Genomic DNA, 22,856 nt, shown 5'->3' with positions numbered 1-22,856 from the left:
AAAAAAGAGCAATATTAGGCACTTACCGATCGTCGTTAAACCGGAATGTAAGGGTTGGCCAACCTCTGACCAATGAACCCTCCCGCTCCCATCGAAAAAATTCATGGGATGCGCTGCCCGACAGTACCCGTCTCCCGATTACACACGGTTAATTGAGATAACGTCACTTCGGAGGCGATTTAAAGCGGGGAAACTACGTATCCGGCGCTCGGGGTGCCTGGGAGCCGGTCTCGGCCGTGGCGGCGGCACGTCGCCACGGTACGCGCATCGAAACGGCGCGTTTTCGACAGGAACAGAAGGATAACGTTCCATGACCCTGTCAGGTTTACCTGTGCATGATCATGGTGCGCCGCGTGCGCCCCGCGTCCGTGCGCACCATCTGGGAGACGCGCATGAAACCGATTCCGAACGGGCACGATAACTTGTTGTTTTATCGATAATTTGTCGCGATTGTGCAACGCACAAAAAACACTTGACATCCGTTTTCTCTGCCCTAAAATAGGCCTCATTGCTGCGTTGCACAAAGCACGCGCATCCGAGGTTCCCCGTCGTAGTGCCCTTTACCCTGCGATCGACGCGATCGCTTTTCAGGAGCTGGACATGTCCTTGCTGACCCCCGAGCAAATCGCCGCTGCACAGAAAGCCAACCTCGAAAGCCTGTTCGGTCTGACGACCAAGGCGTTCGAAGGCGTCGAGAAGCTGATCGAACTCAACCTGCAGGTCGTGAAGTCGACGCTGGCCGAAGGCCAGGAAAACGCACAGCGCCTGCTGTCGGTGAAGGACGCACAGGAACTGATCGCACTGCAAGCCAGCCTGTCGCAGCCGGTCGCGGAAAAGGTGCTGTCGTACGGCCGTCACCTGTACGAAATCGCATCGTCGACGCAAGCCGAGTTCGCGAAGGTTGCAGAAGCGCAATTCGAAGAGCAGAACAAGAAGGTCCAGGCACTCGTCGACAACGTCGCGAAGAACGCCCCGGCTGGTTCGGAAACGGCTGTCGCCGCACTGAAGTCGGCACTGAACGCTGCGAACACCACGTACGAAACGGTTCAGAAGGCCACGAAGCAAGCCGTCGAAATCGCTGAAACGAACTTCAACGCTGCTGCTGCCGTCGCAACGAAGGCTGCTACCGCCGCTGCCGCACGTCGTTCGAGCAAGCCGGCCGCGTAAGCGTCCCCTGCTCCTGAAAGAGCCGCGCACAGCGCGGCTTTTTCGTTTCTGGCGCCGCACTACGCCGGAATCGCCAAGCCGCCTGACTTGCCCGAACGGTCGTTTGAGCATCGGCCGCCAGCAAAAGAAAACGCCGCCGCCCGGATGGCCCGGGAGGCGGCGTTTTTTGTGGCCGGCAACATGCCGGCTCCGCTCGCGTTACTTCTTGCGCTGCGGCGGCAGGTCCGTGCAGACGCCTTCGTACAGTTCGGCGGCCATGCCGACCGATTCGCCGAGCGTCGGGTGCGGATGAATCGTCTTGCCGATGTCTTCCGCGTCCGCGCCCATCTCGACGGCGAGGCACACTTCGCTGATCAGGTCGCCCGCGTTCAGGCCGACGATCGCGCCGCCGATCACCCGATGGGTTTCCTCGTCGAAGATCAGCTTCGTGAAGCCTTCGTCGCGGCCGTTCGCGATCGCGCGGCCCGATGCGGCCCACGGGAACACGGCCTTGCCGTACTTGATGCCTTCGGCCTTGCACTGGTCTTCCGTCTTGCCGGCCCACGCCACTTCCGGATCGGTGTACGCCACCGACGGGATCTGCAGTGCGTCGAAGTACGCCTTCTCGCCGTGCGCGGCTTCCGCTGCGACGTGGCCTTCATGCACGGCCTTGTGCGCGAGCATCGGCTGGCCGACGATGTCGCCGATCGCGAAGATGTGCGGGACGTTCGTGCGCATCTGCTTGTCGACGTCGATGAAGCCGCGATCCGTGACGGCGACGCCTGCCTTGTCGGCGCCGATCTTCTTGCCGTTCGGGCTGCGGCCCACCGCGACGAGCACGAGGTCGTAGCGCTGCGCTTCCGCTGGCGCCTTCTCGCCCTCGAACTTCACGTAGATGCCGTCTTCCTTCGCTTCCGCGCCGATCGTCTTGGTCTTCAGCATCACGTTGCCGAAGCGCTTCGCGTTGTACTTTTCCCAGACCTTCACGAGATCGCGGTCCGCGCCCATCATCAGGCCGTCCATCATTTCGACGACGTCGATCTCGGCGCCGAGCGTCGAGTACACCGTCGCCATTTCGAGGCCGATGATGCCGCCGCCGATCACGAGCATGCGCTTGGGCAGCTGGCGCAGTTCGAGTGCACCGGTCGAATCGACGACGCGCGGGTCTTCCGGCATGAACGGCAGCTTCACGGCCTGCGAGCCCGCCGCGATGATCGCCTGCTTGAACTTGACGACCTTCTTGCCGTTTTCGCCCTGCACTTCCATGTGGAACGGATCGACGAATGCGCCGACGCCCGTGACTACTTCGACCTTGCGCGCCTTGGCCATGCCGGCGAGGCCCGTCGTCAGCTTCTTGACGACGCCGCCCTTGAAGTCGCGCAGCTTGTCGAGATCGACTTCCGGCTTGCCGAACGTGATGCCGTGCGACGCGAGCGCCGCGGCTTCCTCGACGACGAGCGACGTATGCAGCAGTGCTTTCGACGGGATGCAGCCGACGTTCAGGCACACGCCGCCGAGCGTCGAGTAGCGTTCGACGAGCACGGTCTTCATGCCGAGGTCGGCTGCGCGGAACGCGGCCGAGTAGCCGCCGGGGCCGGCGCCGAGCACGAGCATGTCGCATTCGATGTCGGCGGCACCGCTGTAGCTGCCGGCTTGCGGCGCGGGCGCCGGGGCGGCTGCGGCCGGTGCCGGCGCAGTTGCCGCGGGCTTCGGCGCTTCGGGTGCTTTCGCGGGCGCGGCGGCGCCTGCCGATGCTTCGACGATGGCGATGACGGTGCCTTGCGAGACTTTCTCGCCGGCCTTGACCTTGACTTCCTTGACGGTGCCGGCGACGTCGCTGGGCACTTCCATGGAGGCTTTGTCCGATTCGAGCGTGATGAGCGTTTGCTCTTTTTCGATCACGTCGCCCGGCTTCACGTTGACTTCGATGACATCGACGCCGCTGAAATCGCCGATATCCGGAACCTTGACTTCGATGAGACTCATTACTGTCCCCTTCTTGATTAGCTGCAGACAGAGAGGGAGAAACCCGCGGAAGAACCCACTACTGCGACTACGGCCTGACAAGAGAACGTGACGTTGGGCAGGACCACCTTTGCCGTCCGCCCAAGGACGCGCCTTTCTTTTGGTTACTTTTCTTTGGAAGACAAAGAAAAGTGACCGCCGCCCCGCGCAGGGGCGACGCTAATAGACCGTTAGCGCAACAGGTTCAACGACAAGAGCGTGGAGAACCAACCAAAAACCACGCCCCCGCGAGCCCCACCCCGCTCATCAAAGAATGATGCGACGGAAATCCGCGAGCAACGCGCTGAGATACGCATTGAACCGCGCGGCTTCCGCGCCATCGATCACGCGATGGTCATACGACAGCGACAGCGGCAGCGTCAGACGCGGCACGAACTGCTTGCCGTCCCACACCGGCTTCATCTGGCCGCGCGACAACCCGAGGATCGCGACTTCCGGCGCATTGATGATCGGCGTGAAGTGGGTGCCGCCGATCCCGCCGAGCGACGAGATCGAGAAGCAACCGCCCTGCATCTGGTCCGGCTTCAGCTTGCCGTCGCGTGCGGCCTTCGACAGCTCGGCCATTTCCTTCGCGATATCGACGAGCCCCTTCTTGTCCGCATCGCGGATCACCGGCACGACGAGGCCGTTCGGCGTGTCCGCGGCAAAACCGATGTGGTAGTACTGCTTGAACACCAGGTTGTCGCCGTCGAGGCTCGCGTTGAAGGTCGGGAATTTCTTCAGCGCGGCGACGACCGCCTTGATCACGAACGCGAGCATCGTGAACTTCACGCCCGCCTTTTCGTGCTCCTTGTTCAGCTGCACGCGCAGCGCTTCGAGCTCGGTGATGTCCGCTTCGTCGTTGTTCGTGACGTGCGGGATCATCACCCAGTTGCGATGCAGGTTCGCGCCCGAGATCTTCTTGATGCGCGACAGCGGCTTCGCCTCGAACGGGCCGAACTTCGAGAAGTCGACCTTCGGCCACGGCAGCAGGTTCAGCTCGCCGCCGCCGGCCGGCGCGGCTGCCGCGCCCGGTGCCGCGCGCTGGCCGGTCATCACGCCCTTCACGAAGCCCGTGACGTCTTCCTTCGTGATGCGGCCCTTCGGACCCGAGCCCTGCACGCGCGCGACTTCGACGCCGAGTTCGCGCGCGAACTTGCGTACCGACGGCGATGCGTGGCTGGCGCGGTATTCGCCCGACGGTGCCGCGGCCGGAGCCGGCGCAGCAGCGGCCGGTGCGGCCTTCGCGGGTGCCGGAGCGGGTGCTGCCGGCGCCGGCGCTGCAGCGGCGGGCGCCGGTGCGCTCGCCTGCGGTGCGGCAGCCGCTGCACCTGCGGCTTCGAGCAGCACGATCAGCGTGCCTTCCGACACCGAATCGCCCACCTTGACCTTGATTTCCTTCACGACGCCCGCTGCCGGGCTCGGCACGTCCATCGTCGCCTTGTCCGACTCGAGCGTGACGAGCGACTGTTCCTTCTCGACCGTGTCGCCGACCTTCACGCCGATCTCGATCACCGGCACGTCCTTGTAGTCGCCGATGTCAGGTACCTTCACTTCGAGCGTGCCGCCGGCGGCTGCCGGTGCGGCAGCCGGTGCCGCTGCGGCCGGAGCAGGCGCTGCCGCCGGAGCCGGTGCTGCGGCCGGCGCGGCCGCGCCGTTGGCCTGCGCCGCGGCGCCGCCTTCGAGCAGGATGATCAGCGAGCCTTCCGACACGGAATCGCCCACCTTGACCTTGATTTCCTTCACGACGCCGCCTACCGGGCTCGGCACGTCCATCGTCGCCTTGTCCGACTCGAGCGTGACGAGCGACTGCTCCGGCTCGACCGTGTCGCCGACCTTCACGCCGATCTCGATCACCGGCACGTCCTTGTAATCGCCGATATCCGGCACCTTCACTTCGATCGCTTGACTCATCTGTTTCTGTCTCCATGACCGCGCGCGCTTCTCGCGGAAGCGGCGCGCGGCATCACACGGCGTGTGCGTTAAACGGTCATCGGGTTGGGCTTCGACGGATCGAGGTTGTACTTGGCGATCGCTTCCGCGACCACCTTGCGCTCGATCGTGCCCTCGTCGGCCAGCGCGTTGAGCGCGGCGACGGTGACCCAGTGACGGTCGACTTCGAAGAAGTGACGCAGCTTCTCGCGGGTATCCGAGCGGCCGAAACCGTCGGTGCCCAGCACGACGAAGCGGCGATCGATCTGGCCGCGGATCTGGTCGACCAGCGCGCGAACGTAGTCGGTCGATGCGATGACCGGGCCCTGCGTGTCCTTCAGGCACTTCTGCACGTGCGACAGGCGACGCTCCTCGGTCGGATGGAGCAGGTTCCAGCGCTCGACCTGGTGGCCTTCACGCGCCAGCTCGGTGAAGCTCGGCACGCTCCACAGGTCGGCGGCGACGCCCCAGTCGTTCTTCAGCAGGTCGGCGGCAGCGATCACTTCGTTGAAGATCGTGCCCGCGCCGAGCAGCTGGACGCGCGGCGCCTTCTTGTCGGCGTCGGCCTTCCTGAACGCGTACATGCCCTTGATGATGTCGGCCGCCACGTGCTCGCCCTGCGGAATCGCCGGGTGCTCGTAGTTCTCGTTCATCACCGTGATGTAGTAGTACACGTCTTCCTGGTCCTGCACCATGCGGCGCAGGCCGTCCTGGACGATCACGGCGAGCTCGTAGCCAAACGTCGGGTCGTAGCTCACGCAATTCGGCACCGATGCCGCCCACAGGAGCGAGTGGCCGTCTTCGTGCTGCAGGCCTTCGCCGTTCAGCGTCGTGCGGCCCGCGGTACCGCCGAGCAGGAAGCCGCGCGAACGCATGTCGCCCGCGGCCCATGCCAGGTCGCCGATCCGCTGGAAGCCGAACATCGAATAGAAGATGTAGAACGGCACCATGATCTCGCCGTGCGTCGAGTACGACGTCGCCGCCGCGATCCAGTCGCACATGCCGCCCGCTTCGTTGATGCCTTCCTGCAGGATCTGGCCGGTTTCCGATTCCTTGTAGAACATCAGCTGGTCGGAATCTTCCGGCACGTACTTCTGGCCCTGCTGGTTCCAGATACCGATCTGGCGGAACAGGCCTTCCATGCCGAACGTACGCGATTCGTCCGGGACGATCGGCACGACGCGCTTGCCGAGCGCCTTGTCCTTCAGCAGGATGTTCAGGATCCGTACGAACGCCATCGTCGTCGAGATCTCGCGGCCTTCGCCCGTGCCCTTCAGCAGCGGCTCGAACGCGTCGAGCGCCGGCACCGGCAGCGACGTCGCCTTCTCGCGGCGATGCGGCAGGTAGCCGCCGAGATCCATGCGCTGCTTGCGCATGTATTCGAGTTCCTTCGAGCCTTCCTCGAACTTCAGGTACGGCACGTCGGCGATCTGCTCGTCGGTGATCGGCAGGCGGAACTGGTCACGGAACTTCTTCAGTTGCTCGACCGGCAGCTTCTTCTGCTGGTGCGTGATGTTCATCGCCTGGCCCGACTCGCCCATCCCGTAGCCCTTGATGGTCTTCGCGAGAATGACGGTCGGCGCACCCTTCGTGTTCGTGGCTTCGTGGAACGCCGCGTAGATCTTGTGCGGATCGTGGCCGCCGCGGTTCAGCGCCCAGATGTCGTCGTCGGACCAGTCGGCGACGAGCGCCTTCAGTTCAGGCGTGTTGAAGAAGTGCTCGCGCACGAACGCGCCCGACTCCGACTTGTACGTCTGGTACTCGCCGTCGACGACTTCCATCATGCGGCGCATCAGCGCGCCCGTCTTGTCGCGTGCGAACAGCGCATCCCAGCGGCTGCCCCAGATGACCTTGATCACGTTCCAGCCGGCACCGCGGAATTCCGATTCCAGTTCCTGGATGATCTTGCCGTTACCGCGCACCGGGCCGTCGAGACGCTGCAGGTTGCAGTTGATCACGAACACGAGGTTGTCGAGCTTTTCGCGGCTCGCCATCCCGATCGCGCCGAGCGATTCCGGCTCGTCCGTCTCGCCGTCGCCGAGGAATGCCCACACCTTGCGGCCTTCCGTCTTCGCGATGCCGCGCGCTTCCAGATACTTCATGAAACGTGCCTGGTAGATCGCCATGATCGGGCCGAGGCCCATCGACACGGTCGGGAACTGCCAGAAGTCCGGCATCAGCCACGGGTGCGGGTACGACGAAATGCCGTTGCCGTCGACTTCCTGGCGGAAGTTGTCGAGCTGCTCTTCCTTCAGGCGGCCGAGCAGGAATGCGCGCGAGTACACGCCCGGCGACGAGTGGCCCTGCACGAACACGAGATCGCCGCCGTGCTGCTCGGACGCTGCGTGCCAGAAGTGGTTGTAGCCGACGTCATAGAGCGTCGCGGCCGACGCGAACGACGCGATGTGGCCGCCGACGTTCGTGTCCTTGCCTGCACGCAGCACCATCGCCAGCGCGTTCCAGCGCGTGTACGAACGGATGCGGTGCTCGATGTCCTGGTCGCCCGGGATCTTCGCCTGGGCTTCGACCGGGATCGTGTTGATGTACGGGGTATTGGCGGAGAACGGCAGGTGTTCGCCGTGCATGCGGGCGAACTCGATCTGCTTTTCGATCAGGTAATGCGCGCGGCCGGTGCCCACGGAGGAGATCACGCCATCGAGCGACTCCAGCCACTCGACGGTTTCTTGCGGGTCGTCGTCACGTTCGGCGGCGACATATTTCATCACTTCGTTCGGTACAGCGGACATTCTCGTCTCCTGGGTCCTGGAATGTGAGGATCGCTCTCGTGCAGACGACGCGACGCGACCGGCTGCGGGCAAGCTCCAGCGGATTGTAATGAGCGTGCGCGGGCCTGCGCAACAAAATTTTCGAATTGTGAGATCTTTTCTCGCAATACGAAATATTGCTGCGCTGCACCCATATTTCGGGGCTCTCCGGCGCGTCCCGGCGGAACAAATCCGTTTCCGTTCAACATATCCGGTATAGGTTTTCCATGTATTGCGCTGCGCTACAATCCTGCCATGTTGACCGATCGGCTTTTCGCACGCTCGGCGCGACCGTCGGGCCCGCCGGCGGAGTCGCAGCCGTCCCGTTGGCACCACGGACCGTGGTGGTCCAATTCCTATTTGCTGACGCCACTGCTGTCGATCCTCGTGTTCCTGGTGGTGATGAGCCTCATCCTGTGGAGCCTCAACCGCCGCGAACAGCAGCAGCAGGAAGACACCCTCTTCCGGAACGTCGCGTGGGCGCAGCAGCAGATCCGCCTGTCGATGACGGGCGCGCAGGAACAGCTCCAGGCAGTGTCGCGCGACCTCGCGTCCGGCCGTCTCGACCAGAACGCGTTCCAGATGGCCGTCGCGGACGTGATGCAGACGCACCCGGAAATCCTCTACCTGAACTGGTACACGTCGCCCGGCGTACAGCGCTGGCCGACCGTGCATCCGCCGCTGCTCGGCCAGCGGCTCGCGAAGCCCGGCGAAGCGCAGATGCAGGACGCCGTGCGCGGCGCGTACGACGAGGCGCGCAGCACGCGGCGCCAGGCCTATTCGCCGCTGATCTACGACGACTTCGGCAACGGCTTCATCACGCTGCAGACGCCCGTCATGCGCGGCGACCGCGAGTACCTCGGCTCGATCGCCGCGGTGTTCTCGGTCGAAGGCATCCTGAAGCACGACATTCCGCAGGAACTGTCGTCGAAGTACAAGATCTCGATCACCGACGCGAACAACCGCGAGCTGTCGTCCACGTCGACGCGCCCGCGCCTGCCGCGCGACTCGCACTACGACCTGCCGCTCGATCCGCCCGGTCAGGGGCTGACCGTGCGCGTGTACGCATTCCCGCAGCTCACGAACCTCACCAACAACACGCTCGTATGGCTCGTGGCGGGCCTGTCGTGCTTCGTGCTGTGGAGCCTCTGGAGCCTGTGGAAGCACACGCGCCAGCGCTTCGAGGCGCAGCAGGCGCTGTACGCGGAGGCGTTCTTCCGCCGCGCGATGGAGAATTCGGTGCTGATCGGCATGCGCGTGCTCGACATGCACGGCCGCATCACGCACGTGAACCCCGCGTTCTGCCGGATGACGGGCTGGGACGAAACCGACCTCGTCGGCAAGGTCGCGCCGTTCCCGTACTGGCCGCGCGACGCTTACCCGGAAATGCAGCGCCAGCTCGACATGACGCTGCGCGGCAAGGCGCCGAGCTCGGGCTTCGAGCTGCGCGTGCGGCGCAAGAACGGCACGCTGTTCCATGCGCGCCTGTACGTGTCGCCGCTGATCGACAGTTCGGGCCGCCAGACCGGCTGGATGTCGTCGATGACCGACATCACCGAGCCGAAGCGCGCGCGCGAGGAACTCGCGGCCGCGCACGAGCGCTTCACGACGGTGCTCGAAAGCCTCGACGCCGCGGTGTCGGTGCTGGCCGCCGACGAAGCCGAGCTGCTGTTCGCGAACCGCTACTACCGCCACCTGTTCGGCATTCGCCCGGACGGCCATCTCGAGCTGTCGGGCGGCGGCTTCGACCGCGCGCAGGCATCGTCCGACTCGATCGACATGGTCGACGCGTTCGCGGGCCTGCCGGCCGCCGCGCTGACGAGCAGCACGGCCGATGCGCAGGAGGTGTACGTCGAGAGCATCCAGAAGTGGTTCGAGGTGCGCCGCCAGTACATCCAGTGGGTGGACGGCCACCTCGCGCAGATGCAGATCGCGACCGACATCACGACCCGCAAGAAGGCGCAGGAGCTCGCGCACCAGCAGGAAGAGAAGCTGCAGTTCACGAGCCGATTGATGACGATGGGTGAAATGGCGTCGTCGATTGCTCACGAATTGAACCAGCCGCTCGCCGCGATCAACAACTACTGCTCGGGCACGCTCGCGCTCGTCAAGAGCGGCCGCGGCACGCCCGAGACGCTGCAGCCCGCGCTGGAAAAGACCGCGCAGCAGGCGCTGCGCGCCGGGATGATCGTCAAGCGGATCCGCGAATTCGTGAAGCGCAGCGAGCCGAAGCGCCAGCCGGCCCGGGTCGCGGACATCGTCGCCGACGCGGTCGGGCTCGCTGAAATCGAGGCCAGGAAGCGCAGGATCCGGATCGTCACGGAAATCCTCGCAAGAATGCCTATTATTTATGTCGACCCCGTGCTGATCGAGCAGGTGCTCGTGAACCTGATGAAGAACGCGGCCGAGGCGATGGCCGACGTGAAGCCGGCGTCGGCGGACGGCGTGATCCGCGTCATCGCCGACATCGAGGCGGGATTCGTCGACATCCGCGTGATCGACCAGGGCCCGGGCGTCGACGAAGCGACCGCCGAGCGCCTGTTCGAACCGTTTTACAGCACCAAGTCCGATGGCATGGGCATGGGGCTGAACATCTGCCGTTCGATCATCGAATCGCATCGGGGGCGTCTGTGGGTGGTCAACAACGTCGAGCCGGATGGCCGCATTTCCGGCGCGACGTTCCACTGCAGCCTGCCCATTGGGGAACCCGCTGATCTCGGCCAAGGGGGGCGCGAGGCATCGGCATCACATACCGTTACGGGAGAACTATGAATAGCCCTGTCACCACCACTCAGGAAACCGTCTTCGTCGTCGACGACGACGAGGCCGTACGGGACTCGCTGCGCTGGCTGCTGGAGGCGAACGGCTATCGCGTGCAATGCTTCTCGAGCGCCGAGCAGTTCCTCGATGCGTACCAGCCGGCGCAGCAGGCCGGCCAGATCGCGTGCCTGATCCTCGACGTGCGGATGTCGGGCATGAGCGGTCTCGAGCTGCAGGAACGCCTGATCGCCGACAATGCCGCGCTGCCGATCATCTTCGTCACGGGTCACGGCGACGTGCCGATGGCCGTGTCGACGATGAAAAAGGGTGCGATGGACTTTATCGAGAAACCGTTCGACGAAGCCGAGCTGCGCAAGCTCGTCGAGCGGATGCTCGACAAGGCCCGAAGCGAAAGCAAGAGCGTCCAGGAGCAGCGTGCCGCGAGCGAACGCCTGTCGAAGCTGACCGCGCGCGAGCAGCAGGTGCTCGAACGGATCATCGCGGGCCGCCTGAACAAGCAGATCGCCGACGATCTCGGCATCAGCATCAAGACGGTCGAAGCGCACCGCGCGAACATCATGGAAAAGCTCAACGTCAATACGGTGGCCGACCTGCTGCGCCTCGCGCTGTCGAAGAAGCAGGCCTGAGCGGCGCGCGCGGCTCCGGGCAGCCCTGCCCGGCCGGCCGCACCATCGGCTACCGCGCCGCGCGATGCGGCCCACTCGCGCGGCATGGCCCGGCGCTTCCTCCCGGAGCGCCGGCACCGGCGCCATGACGCTTTCCTTGTATTCACTGTCGGACGACGGCAGGCGACCGGTATAATTGCGTGCTTTGCTGCGGCGCTTCGCGTGCCGCACGCCCGCATTCCAACTTCCCGGCAGGACCACCACCATGACAGCCCTCCTCATCGACGGCAACGCCCTCTCGAAGACCTTGCGCGCGCAGGCCGCCGAACGCGCCGCCGCCCTGACCGCACGCGGCCACCAGCCCGGTCTCGCGGTGATCCTCGTCGGCGCCAACCCGGCGAGCGAAGTCTACGTGCGCAACAAGATCAAGGCGTGCGAGGACAACGGCTTCTTCTCGCTGAAGGATGCGTACCCGGCCACGCTATCGGAAGCCGACCTGCTCGCGCGCATCGACGAGCTGAACCGCGACCCGAAGATTCACGGCATCCTCGTCCAGCTGCCGCTGCCCGCGCACATCGACAGCCACAAGGTGATCGAGGCGATCGCGCCGGAGAAGGACGTCGACGGCTTCCACATCGCGAACGCCGGCGCGCTGATGACCGGCAAGCCGCTGTTCCGGCCGTGCACGCCGTACGGCGTGATGAAGATGTTCGAGGCGCACGACATCCCGCTGCAGGGTGCGAACGCGGTCGTGATCGGCCGCTCGAACATCGTCGGCAAGCCGATGGCGATGATGCTGCTCGACGCCGGCGCGACCGTGACGATCTGCCACAGCAAGACGCGTGACCTCGCCGCGCATACGCGGCAGGCCGATGTCGTGGTCGCCGCGGTCGGCAAGCGCAACATCCTGACCGCCGACATGGTGAAGCCCGGCGCGACGGTGATCGACGTCGGCATGAACCGCGACGATGCGGGCAAGCTGTGCGGCGACGTCGACTTCGCGGGCGTGAAGGAAGTGGCCGGCCACATCACGCCGGTGCCGGGCGGCGTCGGCCCGATGACCATCACGATGCTGCTGATCAACACGATCGAAGCCGCCGAGCGCGCGGCCGACGCAGCCGCCTGACCCTGCCCGTTCAGCCGGCGTGCGGTTCCGCGCGCCGGCGCCTCGCCGGCTGCACCTCGCCGGCCACCCCATCCCGCATTCGACCCCGCACCAATCGCGTCGTTAGAAACTAACGATTGGAAAGCGCGCGATGCGCCCCAATAATGTCGATATCGGGCGCCGCGCTGCCGTGCGCGCCTTACCCTTTTCACTCCGGTTCATCCGGCAACAGACAGGGAGTCTTATGTCCGCCAGCGCCAACACCAACCCGCTTCTCGACTTCTCGGGCCTGCCCCGCTTCGGCGAGATCCGCCCGGAACACGTGACGCCCGCGCTCGACACGCTGCTCGATGCCGCCAGCCGCGCGGTCGAGACGGCAAGCGCCGCCGCGACGCCGGCAACCTGGGCGGATGTCGTCGAGACGGTCGAGCACGCGACGGAGCCGCTCGGTCGCGCGTGGGGCATCGTCGGCCACCTGAACGCGGTCGCCGATACGCCCGAACTGCGAGCCGCCTACGGCGAAAACCTGCCGCGCGTGACCGAATTCTGGTCGAGCGTCGGCCAGAACCTCGCGCTGTACGAGAAGTACAAGGCGATCGCCGCGAGTGCCGAATACGCAACGCTGTCCACCGAACGCAAAAAGATCCTCGACAACGCGCTGCGTGATTTCCGCCTGTCGGGCGCCGAGCTGCCCGAGGACCAGAAGCCGCGCTTCGCCGAACTGCAGGAACAGCAGGCCGCGCTGTCGAAGGCCTTCTCCGATCACGTGCTCGACGCGACCAACGCGTACGCGTACATCGTGCAGGACGACGCCGAACTGGCCGGACTGCCCGGCGACGCGATCGAGGCCGCCCGCGAAGCCGCTCAGAAGGACGGCAAGGAAGGCTGGAAATTCACGCTGCACTTCCCGTCGTACTTCCCGGTGCTGCAATACGCCGACAACCGCGCGCTGCGCGAGACGCTCTACCGCGCCTATGCGACGCGCGCGTCGGAACTCGGGCCGCAGTACGGCGACGGCAAGGCCGAATGGGACAACACGGCGATCGTCGCCGATGCGCTGAAGCTGCGCCGCGAAGAGGCGCAGATGCTCGGCTACCGCAACTTCGCCGAAGTGTCGCTCGCGCCGAAGATGGCCGAATCGCCGCAGCAGGTGATCGCGTTCCTCGAGGATCTCGCAACGCGCGCACGCCCGCACGCGGACAAGGACTGGGACGAGCTGCGCACGTTCGCCGCGAAGGAACTCGGCCTCGCCGAACTCGCGCCGTGGGACGTCGCATACGCGGCCGAGAAGCTGCGCCAGCAGCGCTACGCGTTCTCGGAAAACGAGGTCAAGCAGTACTTCCCGGAGCCGGCCGCGCTGAAGGGCCTGTTCACCGTCACCGAGACGCTGTTCGGCGTCCAGATCAAGCCGGACGATGCGCCGGTGTGGCACAAGGACGTGCGCTTCTTCCGCGTCGAGAACCGCGACGGCTCGCTCGTCGCGCAGTTCTATCTCGACCTGTACGCGCGCGAAGGCAAGCGCGGCGGTGCGTGGATGGACGACGCGCGGTCGCGCGCGAAGCGCGGCAGCACCGTGCAGACGCCGGTCGCGTACCTGACCTGCAACTTCTCGGCACCGGTCGGCGGCAAGCCCGCATGCTTCACGCACGACGAAGTCATCACGCTGTTCCATGAATTCGGTCACGGGCTGCACCACATGCTCACGCGCGTCGACGAGCTCGGCGTGTCGGGCATCAACGGCGTCGAATGGGATGCCGTCGAGCTGCCGTCGCAGTTCATGGAAAACTTCTGCTGGGAATGGGACGTGCTGTCGTCGATGTCGTCGCATGTCGATACAGGCGCCGCGCTGCCGCGCGAGCTGTTCGACAAGATGATCGCCGCGAAGAACTTCCAGAGCGGGCTGGGCACGCTGCGCCAGATCGTGTTCTCGATGTTCGACATGCTGCTGCACGTCGACTTCGATCCGGCAGGCGCCACCGGCGTGACCGCATTCGCGCGCGAGATCAACGAACGCTATCACGTGATTCCGCAAGCCGCGTTCTCGCGCTGGCCGAACACGTTCAGCCACATCTTCGCGGGCGGCTACGCGGCCGGCTACTACAGCTACAAGTGGGCCGAGGTGCTGTCGGCCGATGCGTACGCGGCGTTCGAGGAGGCGGCCGCCGCGAGCGGCAGCGTGCTCGACGCAGCGACCGGCACGCGCTATCGACGCGAAATCCTCGAGGTCGGCGGCAGCCGCCCGGCGATGGACTCGTTCAAGGCGTTCCGCGGCCGCGAGCCGCAGATCGATGCGCTGCTGCGCCACAACGGGATGGCCGCACCTGCGCACTGAGCGCCCGCTGTCCGGCTCGTCCGGCTGCATCGAAAGGCACCGCCGCGGCGGTGCCTTTTTTCATGGTGCCGGGGGTTCGTCGGCTGCGTCGCCGGCGTGTCCGGTTTCGTCGTCGAACAGCAAGAACTGCCCGTGGCGCTCGGCGGTATCCTCGTCGATGCGCACGCCGACGCCGAGCAGCCGCACCGCCTGCGCACGCCGTTGCAGCCCCTTCGCGAGCAGCGTGACGGCCGTATCCGCATGCGTCGCGTCGGCCACGCACTCGACCGTCGTCCGCTGGAAATCGGCGAAGCGGATCTTCACGTACAGCTTGCGGATCGACCGCGCGGCGCCCGCCCGCGCGATACGCGCGTCGAGCTGCACGACGAGGCGGCGGATTTCTTCCGCGCACTGCTCGAGCGTCGTCAGATCGGTGACGTAGGTCGTCTCGACGCTGACCGACTTGCGCTCCTGGTCGGCCTGCACCGGCCGCTCGTCGATCCCGCGCGACAATTCGTACAGCCGCCGCCCGAACGCGCCGAATTCGCGGTGCAGGTCGATCAGCGGCCAGTCGCGCAATTGCGCGCAGGTCTGGATGCCGAGCCGGTCGAGCCGCGAGGCCGTCACCTTTCCGACGCCGTGCAGCTTGCGCACCGGCAGCGCCGCGACGAATGCGTCGATCTCGTGCGGCCGCACGACGAACAGCCCGTCGGGCTTGTTCCAGTCGGACGCGATCTTCGCGATGAACTTGTTCGGCGCGACGCCGGCCGACACGGTCACGCCGACCGTATCGTGCACGCGCTGGCGGATCTCCCGCGCAATCAGCGTCGCACTGCCCTGGCACCGCTCCGACCCGCTGACGTCGAGGTACGCCTCGTCGAGCGACAGCGGCTCGACGTCGGGCGTGTAGTCGCGATAGATCGCCATGATCTGCCGCGATGCCGCGCGGTACTTGTCCATCGCGGACGGCAGGATCAGCAGGTCCGGACACTTGCGCATCGCCAGCGCCGACGACATCGCCGAATGCACGCCGTAGCGCCGCGCCTCGTAGTTGCAGGTCGCGATCACGCCGCGCTGGTCGGGCCGGCCGCCGACCGCGAGCGGCCGGTTGCGCAGCGACGGGTCGTCGCGCATCTCGACCGACGCGTAGAAGCAGTCGCAATCGCAATGAATGATCTTGCGCATGCGCGGCAGCACGTCGCCCGGCGGCGGCGCGTGCGGATCGGCAGGCGGAATGATGGTCGGGTTCACGGTGCCGATACTGTACAAAAACACAGTGCCGGTTTCAACTGTCGCGTGCGGTCGCGCCCGGCTGTGCCGTACCGGCCCGCTTTGCACGGATCGTACCGGCCGGCGCGGGCAGCGGCGCCTATACTCGTCTGCCGCAATACACGAAACGCAAAGGTGACGGATGAAGACGATCGGACTGATCGGCGGGATGAGCTGGGAATCGTCGGCCGAGTACTACCGGATGATCAATCGCCATTCGAAGGCGCTGCACGGCGGGCATCACAACGCGAAAAGCGTGCTGGTCACGGTCGATTTCGCGGAGATCGAAACGCTGCAGCGCGCGCACGACTGGGCCGCGCTCGGAGAGCGGATGGCCGGCGCCGCGCGGCAGCTCGAAGCGGCCGGCGCCGATCTCGTCGTGCTGACGACCAATACGATGCATCGCGTTCACGCCGCGATCGAAGCCGCGGTGACGCTGCCGTTCCTGCACATCGCCGATCCGACCGGCGCCGCGCTGCGTGATGCGGGCATCGAGCGCGTCGCGCTGCTGGGCACGCGCTACACGATGGAGTTGCCGTTCTACGCGGAGCGGTTGCGCGACAGGTTCGGCATGGAGGTACTCGTGCCGGACGAACGCGGGCGCGACGACGTGCACCGGATCATCTACGACGAGCTGTGCCACGGCATCATCGCGCCGGAATCGCGCGCGACGTACGTGACGATCATCGAGGAACTGGCGACACGCGGCGCCCAGGCGGTGATCCTCGGCTGCACGGAAATCACGCTGCTGATCGGCGCGGACGACTCGCCGCTGCCGGTGTTCGATACGACCGCGCTGCATGCGAAGGCGGCGGTCGAGTGGGCGGCGCAATAGCGGCGCCGCGCGCAGAAAACAAAAAACCCGGCACGGAGCCGGGTTCCTGTCGACGAAGCGCGCATCGGTCACTTGCGCTGCACATCGTCTGGTGTGCTTGGTTGCGGGGGTAGGATTTGAACCTACGACCTTCGGGTTATGAGCCCGACGAGCTGCCAGACTGCTCCACCCCGCGTCAGAGAAATAAATTATAGGGTGAGGAAGTACTCACGTCAATACTTTTGTCACAATTTCTTCCCGATTCCCCGTGACGGCGGTGCGACGCACCGCCCCGCCCCGCACGACGGGCGCGTTCGCACCGCGTGCTCGCGGTAAGATGGCGGCCTTCGCATTTACCCCGCACGCACACTCCCGTTCATGAAAATCGCCACCTGGAACGTCAACTCGCTCAACGTCCGCAAGCAGCACGTACTCGACTGGCTCGCGCAAAGCGGCACCGACGTGCTGTGCCTGCAGGAACTGAAGCTGCCGGACGAGAAATTCCCGCGCGCCGATCTTGAAGCCGCCGGCTACCGCAGCTGGTTCACGGGCCAGAAGACCTACAACGGCGTCGCGATCCTCGCGCGCGACACGTTGTCCGTCGACGAATCGGACGTCGTGCGCAACATTCCAGGCTTCGACGATCCGCAGCAGCGCGTGATCGCCGCGACGGTCGACGGCGTGCGCATCGTGTCCGCGTATTTCCCGAACGGCCAGGCGCCCGACTCGGACAAGTTCGTCTACAAGATGCAATGGCTCGACGCGCTGCAGGCGTGGCTGCGCACCGAGCTGCAGCGCTACCCGAAGCTCGCGCTGCTCGGCGACTACAACATCGCGCCGGAAGACCGCGACGTGCACGACCCCGCGAAATGGGAAGGCCAGAACCTCGTGTCGCCGCAGGAGCGCGCCCACTTCGCGCAACTGATCGAACTCGGCTTCGTCGATGCGTTCCGCCGCTTCGAACAGCCGGAGAAGACCTTCACGTGGTGGGACTACCGGATGATGGCGTTCCGCCGCAACGCGGGGCTGCGCATCGACCACGTGCTGCTGTCGCCGGCGCTCGCGCAAACCTGCACGTCGTGCGAGGTCGATCGCACGCCGCGCACGTGGGAACAGCCGTCCGACCACACGCCCGTGGTCGCGGTCGTCGGCTGACCGGGCCGCCCGCGCGCGTTCAGCGCCGCGCGGGCGCCGGCCCGAGATGGGCCCACAGGAACCCGAATTCCGCCGCGTCGGCTTCCGCGCGTTCCAGATCGTCGGCACTGCCGTGGCCGCCGTCGGTGTTCTCCCAATACCACACCCGTTCATGACCGAGCGCATGCATGCGCGCGGCCATCTTGCGCGCATGCGCGGGATGCACGCGGTCGTCGCGCGTCGACGTCGTCAGCAGCAACGGCGGATACGCGACGCCTTCGCGCACGCGGTGATACGGCGAATACGCGGCCAGCGCCGCACCTTCGTGCGGATCCTCCGGGTCGCCGTATTCGTCGAGCCACGCGGCGCCCGCGTGCAGCTTCGGATAACGCCGCATGTCGAGCAGCGGCACGCGACAGAGCACCGCGCCGAACAGCTCCGGCCGCTGCACCATGCACGCGGCAACCAGCAGCCCGCCGTTGCTGCCGCCCTCGATGCCGAGCTGAGCGGCGCTCGTCACGCCGGTCGCGGCCAGATCCTCGGCCACCGCGATGAAATCGTCGAACGAGCGCTGGCGGTGTTCGCGCTGCGCGTCGACGTGCCAGCGCGGCCCGAACTCGCCGCCGCCGCGGATGTGCGCGAACGCCATCACGCCGCCGCGCTCGAGCCATCCGATGCCGAACGCGTCGCTGTAGCCCGGCAGGTTCGGGATCGCAAAACCGCCGTAGCCCGACAGCAAACACGGCCGCGCGACGCGCGTGGCGCCTTCGGCCGGATCGAGTGCATCGCGCGGCCCGATCAGCGTGTACGGCACCATCGTGCCGTCTTGCGAGCGCGCGCTCGCGCGGCGCACGACGAGCCCCGTCGCGTCGAACTGCACCGGCGGCCGGTCGAGCAGCACGCGGCGCGACGACGCATCGTCCGCGCGGTCGGCCAGATCCGCCAGCCAGCATTCGGGCGGATCGAGATAGGTGTCGACGTCGACGTACACCTCGTCATTCAGCGTCGCCTCGACGGGCTCGACGTCGATCTGCGCGTCGCCCGCCCACTCGAACGGCCGCGCATCCCATGTCCACGTACCGTCGTCGACCTGTCGCGGTTGCCACAGCATCGTGCGGTTGTGCACGTCGTCGAGCCAGCTCGCGATCAGCGTCGTGCGCGTGTGCGTCCACGTGCATGCGGACGTCGTCGGCTGCGGCGCGAACAGCGTCGTGAGTTCGCGCGACCCGGCCAGGAACGCCTGCTCGCGGATCGCCAGCAGCGAGCCGCCCGCATGGCGCACGCCGCCGCAATCCCAGTCGAGGCGCGGCTCCAGCATGAGCCAGCCTTCCCAGAACCCGACCTCGACATGGGGCGGCACGTCGTAGCGCACCCACTCGCCCGCATCGGTCAGCCGGTACGCATGCGCGTCGAAGAAGTCGACGCTGCGCCACGCGACGTGGCGGTTGTCGATCGGATCGAACCCCGCGCCCGCGCTGATGTCGTCGGGTTCGCCGCTGAAGACGACGGGCGCATCGGCAAGCGCGGTGCCGCGAACCCAGCGCCGCGCTTCATACGGATAGCCGGCCGCGGTGGCATGCGCGTCGCCGCGATCCCAGCTCACGTAGACGGTATCGCGATCGATCCAGCCGACCGTGTGATGCCCCGGCTCGTCGATCGTGAAGCCGCCGTCGACGAAACGACGTTCGACGAGATCGAATTCGCGCACGACGACCGCGTCGGCACCGCCCGGCGACAGCGACAGCAGCGCGCGATCGCCGTCCGGATACAGGATCGCGTCCTGCTCGAACACCCACGATTCGCCCTCCTCCGCGCCGAGCGCATCGACGTCGAGCAGCGTTTCCCACGCCGGCCGGCCCGCACGCCAGTCGTCCCAGCGCGTGCGGCGCCACAGCCCCTTCGGATGGAGATCGTCCTGCCACAGGTCGTAGGCCCAGTCGCGCCAGCGGGTTGGAATCACCGGGCGTTCGCGCGGCAGGTACGCTTTCGCGAGGCGCGCCGTGAGCGCGCGATAGGCATCGTCGTCACGCAGCGCGGCGCGCGTGCGCGCGTTCTGCTCGTCGACCCACGTGCGGGCGCGCTTGCTGTCGAGCGCTTCGAGGAAACGGAATGGGTCGGCCCCGGCGGGCCAGCGGAAGGAATCGGACATTGCGGATGGGCGGAATGGCAAACGGCGTGCAAACCGCGATTATGTCCGATCGCGGCATGCGCGATGCCCGCGCATGCCGCAAATCGTGCTCAGGGCTCCAGATGGAGTTCCTGGATCTTGCGCGTGATCGTGTTGCGGCCGATGCCGAGGCGCTCCGCGGCCTCGACCTTGCGACCGCGCGTGAAGTCGAGCGCCTCGCGGATCACGGCCGCCTCGAAGCGGCGTGCAAGTTCGTCCATCACGTCGGCCGAGTTCTCGCGCAACAGCCGTGCAACCTCGGTGCGCAAACCATGCTCCCACACCGGATAGCCGGCCGGCGCGCTGCCGTTCGGCGCGGCCGCGACTGGCGCGGACGCCACCGGCGCCGTGCCCGTCACCGGTGCCGAGAGTGCCGTATCGCCACCACCGACGTGCGTGCCCGCACCTTCGCCCGCAGCGACGACCGGCGCGCCGGCCGGCACGAGGTCGGGCGGCAGGTCCTTGATCTCGACCGTCTGCGCGGGCGCCATCACGGTCAGCCAGTTCGCGAGGTTCTCGAGCTGGCGCACGTTGCCGGGAAACGCGAGCGACGTCAGGTAGGCCAGCGCCTCGTCGGACACGCGTTTCGGCTCGACGCCGAGATCACGCGCGCTCTTCTGCAGGAAGTGGCGCGTGAGCAGCGCGATGTCCTCGCTGCGCTCGCGCAGCGGCGGCAGCCGCAGCCGGATCACGTTGAGCCGGTGGTAAAGGTCTTCGCGGAACAGGCCCTGCCGCACGCGCGATTCGAGATTCTGGTGCGTCGCGGCGATCACGCGCACGTTCGCGCGCAGCGGGTTGTGCCCGCCGACCCGATAGAACTGCCCGTCCGACAGCACGCGCAACAGGCGCGTCTGCAGGTCGAACGGCATGTCGCCGATTTCGTCGAGGAACAGCGTGCCGTTCTCGGCCTGCTCGAAGCGGCCCTGCCGCGTCGACTGCGCGCCGGTGAACGCGCCGCGCTCATGGCCGAACAGCTCGGATTCGAGCAGGTCCTTCGGGATCGCCGCGGTGTTCAGCGCGATGAACGGCCCGTTCGCGCGCGGGCTGTGACGGTGCAGCGCACGCGCGACGAGCTCCTTGCCGGTGCCCGATTCGCCGGTGATCAGCACGGTCGCGGCCGAGTGCGACAGGCGGCCGATCGCGCGGAACATGTCCTGCATCGCGGGCGCCTGGCCGAGCATCTCGGGCGCCTCGGCCACGCGCTCGTCCTGCGGCACGCCGCCGCGCAGGCTTTCCTCGACGGCGCGGCGGATCAGCTCGACCGCCTTGTCGACGTCGAACGGCTTCGCGAGATATTCGAACGCGCCGCCCTGGAACGCCGCGACGGCGCTGTCGAGATCGGAGAACGCCGTCATGATGATGACGGGCAGGCCCGGCAGGCGCTCGTGCATCGCCTGCAGCAACTCGAGGCCCGAGCCGCCCGGCATCCGGATGTCGGATACGAGCACCTGCGGCGTCTCGTGGTCGAGCGCGGCCAGCGCTTCGCGCACGTTCGCGAAGCTCTTCGTCGCGAAGCTGTCCCGGGCAAGCGCCTTTTCAAGCACCCAGCGGATCGATTGGTCGTCGTCTACTATCCAGATCGGCTTCATAGGTCGGTCAGATATTGGTGAATCCGGTGAATCGCCATGCCGCCGCTCAATGATCGAGCGGCAGCAGGATCTGAAATTCGGTACGTCCGGGCCGGCTTTCGACCTCGATCGTCCCGTCGTGCTGCTGCACGAACGTCTGCGCGAGCGTCAGGCCGAGGCCGCTGCCGTCGTCGCGCCCGGACACGAGCGGGTAGAAGATCCGGTCGCGGATGTCTTCCGGGATGCCGGGCCCGTTGTCGATCACGTGCAAGTCCAGTGCCAGCCGGTACAGGCGCTTCGCGATCGTCACCTTGCGCGCGATGCGCGTGCGCAACTCGATCTTCGCGTCGCCCTGCGCGATCCGTTCGCGCAGCGCCTGCGCCGCGTTGCGCACGATGTTGAGCAGCGCCTGGATCAGTTGCTCCTTGTCGCCGCGCAGGTCCGGCACGCTCACGTCGTAGTCGCGCTCGATCGTGAGCCCGCGCGGGAATTCCGCGAGCATCACCGCGCGCACGCGTTCGCATACTTCATGAATGTTCACGTCGCCGACGATGTGCGGATGCCGGTGCGGCTCCAGCAACCGGTCGACGAGCGTCTGCAGGCGGTCGGACTCCTTGATGATCACCTGCGTGTATTCGCGCAACTCGCCGCGCTCGCGCTCGCCGAGTTCGAATTCGAGCAGCTGGGCTGCGCCGCGAATGCCGCCGAGCGGATTCTTGATCTCGTGCGCGAGGTTGCGGATCAGCTGCTTGTTGACCGCGGTCAGGTCGTGGATGCGCTCCTCGCGATCGGTGCGCGACTGCCGTTCGTTCTCGAACAGCTCGACGAGCACGAAATCGGGCGCGGTCTCGAGGAAGCCGACGATCGCGTGCACGTGCAGCGGTTCGCGGCCGGGCCGGTCGAGCACGGTATCGAGGTGCGTCGCGTGAAAGCGTTCCTCGCCGATCGCGGTGATCGTCGACGCCAGTTCGTTCGCGTTCGGAAAAATCTCGCCCCACGGCCGCTGCGCGAGCTGCCGGCGCGAGATGTCGAGCATCGCCTCCGCGGACGGGTTCGCGAACGCGATCCGCAGCGTCTTGCGGTCGAGCACGAGCACGACCGTCGGCAGCGCTTCCAGCCCCGCCAGCAGGCCCGAGCGTGCGAGCCGCTCGTCGTCCGTCAGTCGCTCGGGCTGCCCCGTTTTCGCCTTGATCAGATTCTTCAGAACCATCTGCGTGCTTGTCGCGCCTCAACGGGCCAGAAAAGGAAAATCACC

General features: G+C 66.4%; 14 protein-coding genes and 1 tRNA gene. 7 read left to right on the top strand and 8 right to left on the bottom strand.

Annotation, left to right across the window (positions count from 1 at the left end):
* Positions 1-600: 600 nt before the first annotated feature.
* Entirely contained in the window at positions 601-1,167 is a 567-nt protein-coding gene (locus tag DPV79_RS20955) for a phasin family protein (protein WP_006481973.1), read from the top strand.
* A gap of 198 nt (positions 1,168-1,365) precedes the next feature.
* Here the strand turns inward: DPV79_RS20955 and lpdA are convergent, their stop codons facing one another.
* From lpdA to aceE, 3 genes are all read right to left on the bottom strand, one after another.
* Complete coding sequence (gene lpdA / locus DPV79_RS20950; protein ID WP_113046375.1) at positions 1,366-3,132, bottom strand: dihydrolipoyl dehydrogenase; 1,767 nt, start codon at positions 3,130-3,132, stop codon at positions 1,366-1,368.
* Positions 3,133-3,417: 285 nt separating this feature from the next.
* Entirely contained in the window at positions 3,418-5,064 is a 1,647-nt protein-coding gene (aceF, locus tag DPV79_RS20940) for a dihydrolipoyllysine-residue acetyltransferase (RefSeq protein ID WP_113046374.1), read from the bottom strand.
* A gap of 68 nt (positions 5,065-5,132) precedes the next feature.
* The gene (gene aceE / locus DPV79_RS20935; RefSeq protein ID WP_113046373.1) at positions 5,133-7,829 is read right to left on the bottom strand and encodes a pyruvate dehydrogenase (acetyl-transferring), homodimeric type; all 2,697 of its coding nucleotides are present in this window, start codon (positions 7,827-7,829) and stop codon (positions 5,133-5,135) included.
* A 273-nt stretch (positions 7,830-8,102) separates the two neighbouring features.
* Between aceE and fixL the strand changes: the two genes are divergently transcribed.
* From fixL to DPV79_RS20915, 4 genes are all read left to right on the top strand, one after another.
* Complete coding sequence (gene fixL, locus DPV79_RS20930) at positions 8,103-10,619, top strand: oxygen sensor histidine kinase FixL (RefSeq protein ID WP_042973631.1); 2,517 nt, start codon at positions 8,103-8,105, stop codon at positions 10,617-10,619.
* Positions 10,616-11,254 carry an oxygen response regulator transcription factor FixJ gene (fixJ, locus tag DPV79_RS20925; protein WP_006493245.1) on the top strand — a complete coding sequence of 213 codons (639 nt, stop codon included), beginning with the start codon at positions 10,616-10,618 and terminating at the stop codon, positions 11,252-11,254. Before fixL ends, fixJ begins: the two co-directional genes overlap by 4 nt.
* 244 nt (positions 11,255-11,498) lie before the next feature.
* Positions 11,499-12,359, top strand: coding sequence for a bifunctional methylenetetrahydrofolate dehydrogenase/methenyltetrahydrofolate cyclohydrolase FolD (gene folD / locus DPV79_RS20920; RefSeq protein ID WP_060063379.1), 861 nt, complete (start codon positions 11,499-11,501; stop codon positions 12,357-12,359).
* 223 nt (positions 12,360-12,582) lie between these two features.
* Positions 12,583-14,670, top strand: coding sequence for a M3 family metallopeptidase (locus DPV79_RS20915; protein WP_021157659.1), 2,088 nt, complete (start codon positions 12,583-12,585; stop codon positions 14,668-14,670).
* Between the two features lie 60 nt (positions 14,671-14,730).
* Here DPV79_RS20915 and dinB read toward each other — a convergent pair whose 3' ends face one another.
* Positions 14,731-15,924, bottom strand: coding sequence for a DNA polymerase IV (gene dinB / locus DPV79_RS20910; RefSeq protein ID WP_113046372.1), 1,194 nt, complete (start codon positions 15,922-15,924; stop codon positions 14,731-14,733).
* Between the two features lie 136 nt (positions 15,925-16,060).
* On the opposite strand from dinB, the gene DPV79_RS20905 reads away from it, so the two are divergent.
* Entirely contained in the window at positions 16,061-16,753 is a 693-nt protein-coding gene (locus DPV79_RS20905) for an aspartate/glutamate racemase family protein (protein WP_113046371.1), read from the top strand.
* A 98-nt stretch (positions 16,754-16,851) separates the two neighbouring features.
* Here the strand turns inward: DPV79_RS20905 and DPV79_RS20900 are convergent.
* Positions 16,852-16,928: transfer RNA gene (locus DPV79_RS20900), tRNA-Met, on the bottom strand.
* Between the two features lie 182 nt (positions 16,929-17,110).
* On the opposite strand from DPV79_RS20900, the gene xth reads away from it, so the two are divergent.
* The gene (gene xth / locus DPV79_RS20895; RefSeq protein ID WP_048024087.1) at positions 17,111-17,887 is read left to right on the top strand and encodes an exodeoxyribonuclease III; all 777 of its coding nucleotides are present in this window, start codon (positions 17,111-17,113) and stop codon (positions 17,885-17,887) included.
* A gap of 19 nt (positions 17,888-17,906) precedes the next feature.
* Here xth and DPV79_RS20890 read toward each other — a convergent pair whose 3' ends face one another.
* The 3 genes from DPV79_RS20890 to glnL all read right to left on the bottom strand — a co-directional run bounded on the left by DPV79_RS20890 (position 17,907) and on the right by glnL (position 22,811).
* Positions 17,907-20,015 carry a prolyl oligopeptidase family serine peptidase gene (locus DPV79_RS20890; protein ID WP_113046370.1) on the bottom strand — a complete coding sequence of 703 codons (2,109 nt, stop codon included), beginning with the start codon at positions 20,013-20,015 and terminating at the stop codon, positions 17,907-17,909.
* An 89-nt stretch (positions 20,016-20,104) separates the two neighbouring features.
* Complete coding sequence (gene ntrC / locus DPV79_RS20885) at positions 20,105-21,622, bottom strand: nitrogen regulation protein NR(I) (protein ID WP_113046369.1); 1,518 nt, start codon at positions 21,620-21,622, stop codon at positions 20,105-20,107.
* Between the two features lie 46 nt (positions 21,623-21,668).
* On the bottom strand, positions 21,669-22,811 hold the full coding sequence (glnL, locus tag DPV79_RS20880; protein ID WP_021157653.1) for a nitrogen regulation protein NR(II): 1,143 nt from the start codon (positions 22,809-22,811) through the stop codon (positions 21,669-21,671).
* Positions 22,812-22,856 lie beyond the last annotated feature (45 nt).

Source organism: Burkholderia reimsis (genome assembly GCF_003294055.1).
Classification (GTDB): Bacteria; Pseudomonadota; Gammaproteobacteria; order Burkholderiales; family Burkholderiaceae; genus Burkholderia; species Burkholderia cepacia.
This window is presented reverse-complemented; position numbering and strand designations above follow the sequence as displayed.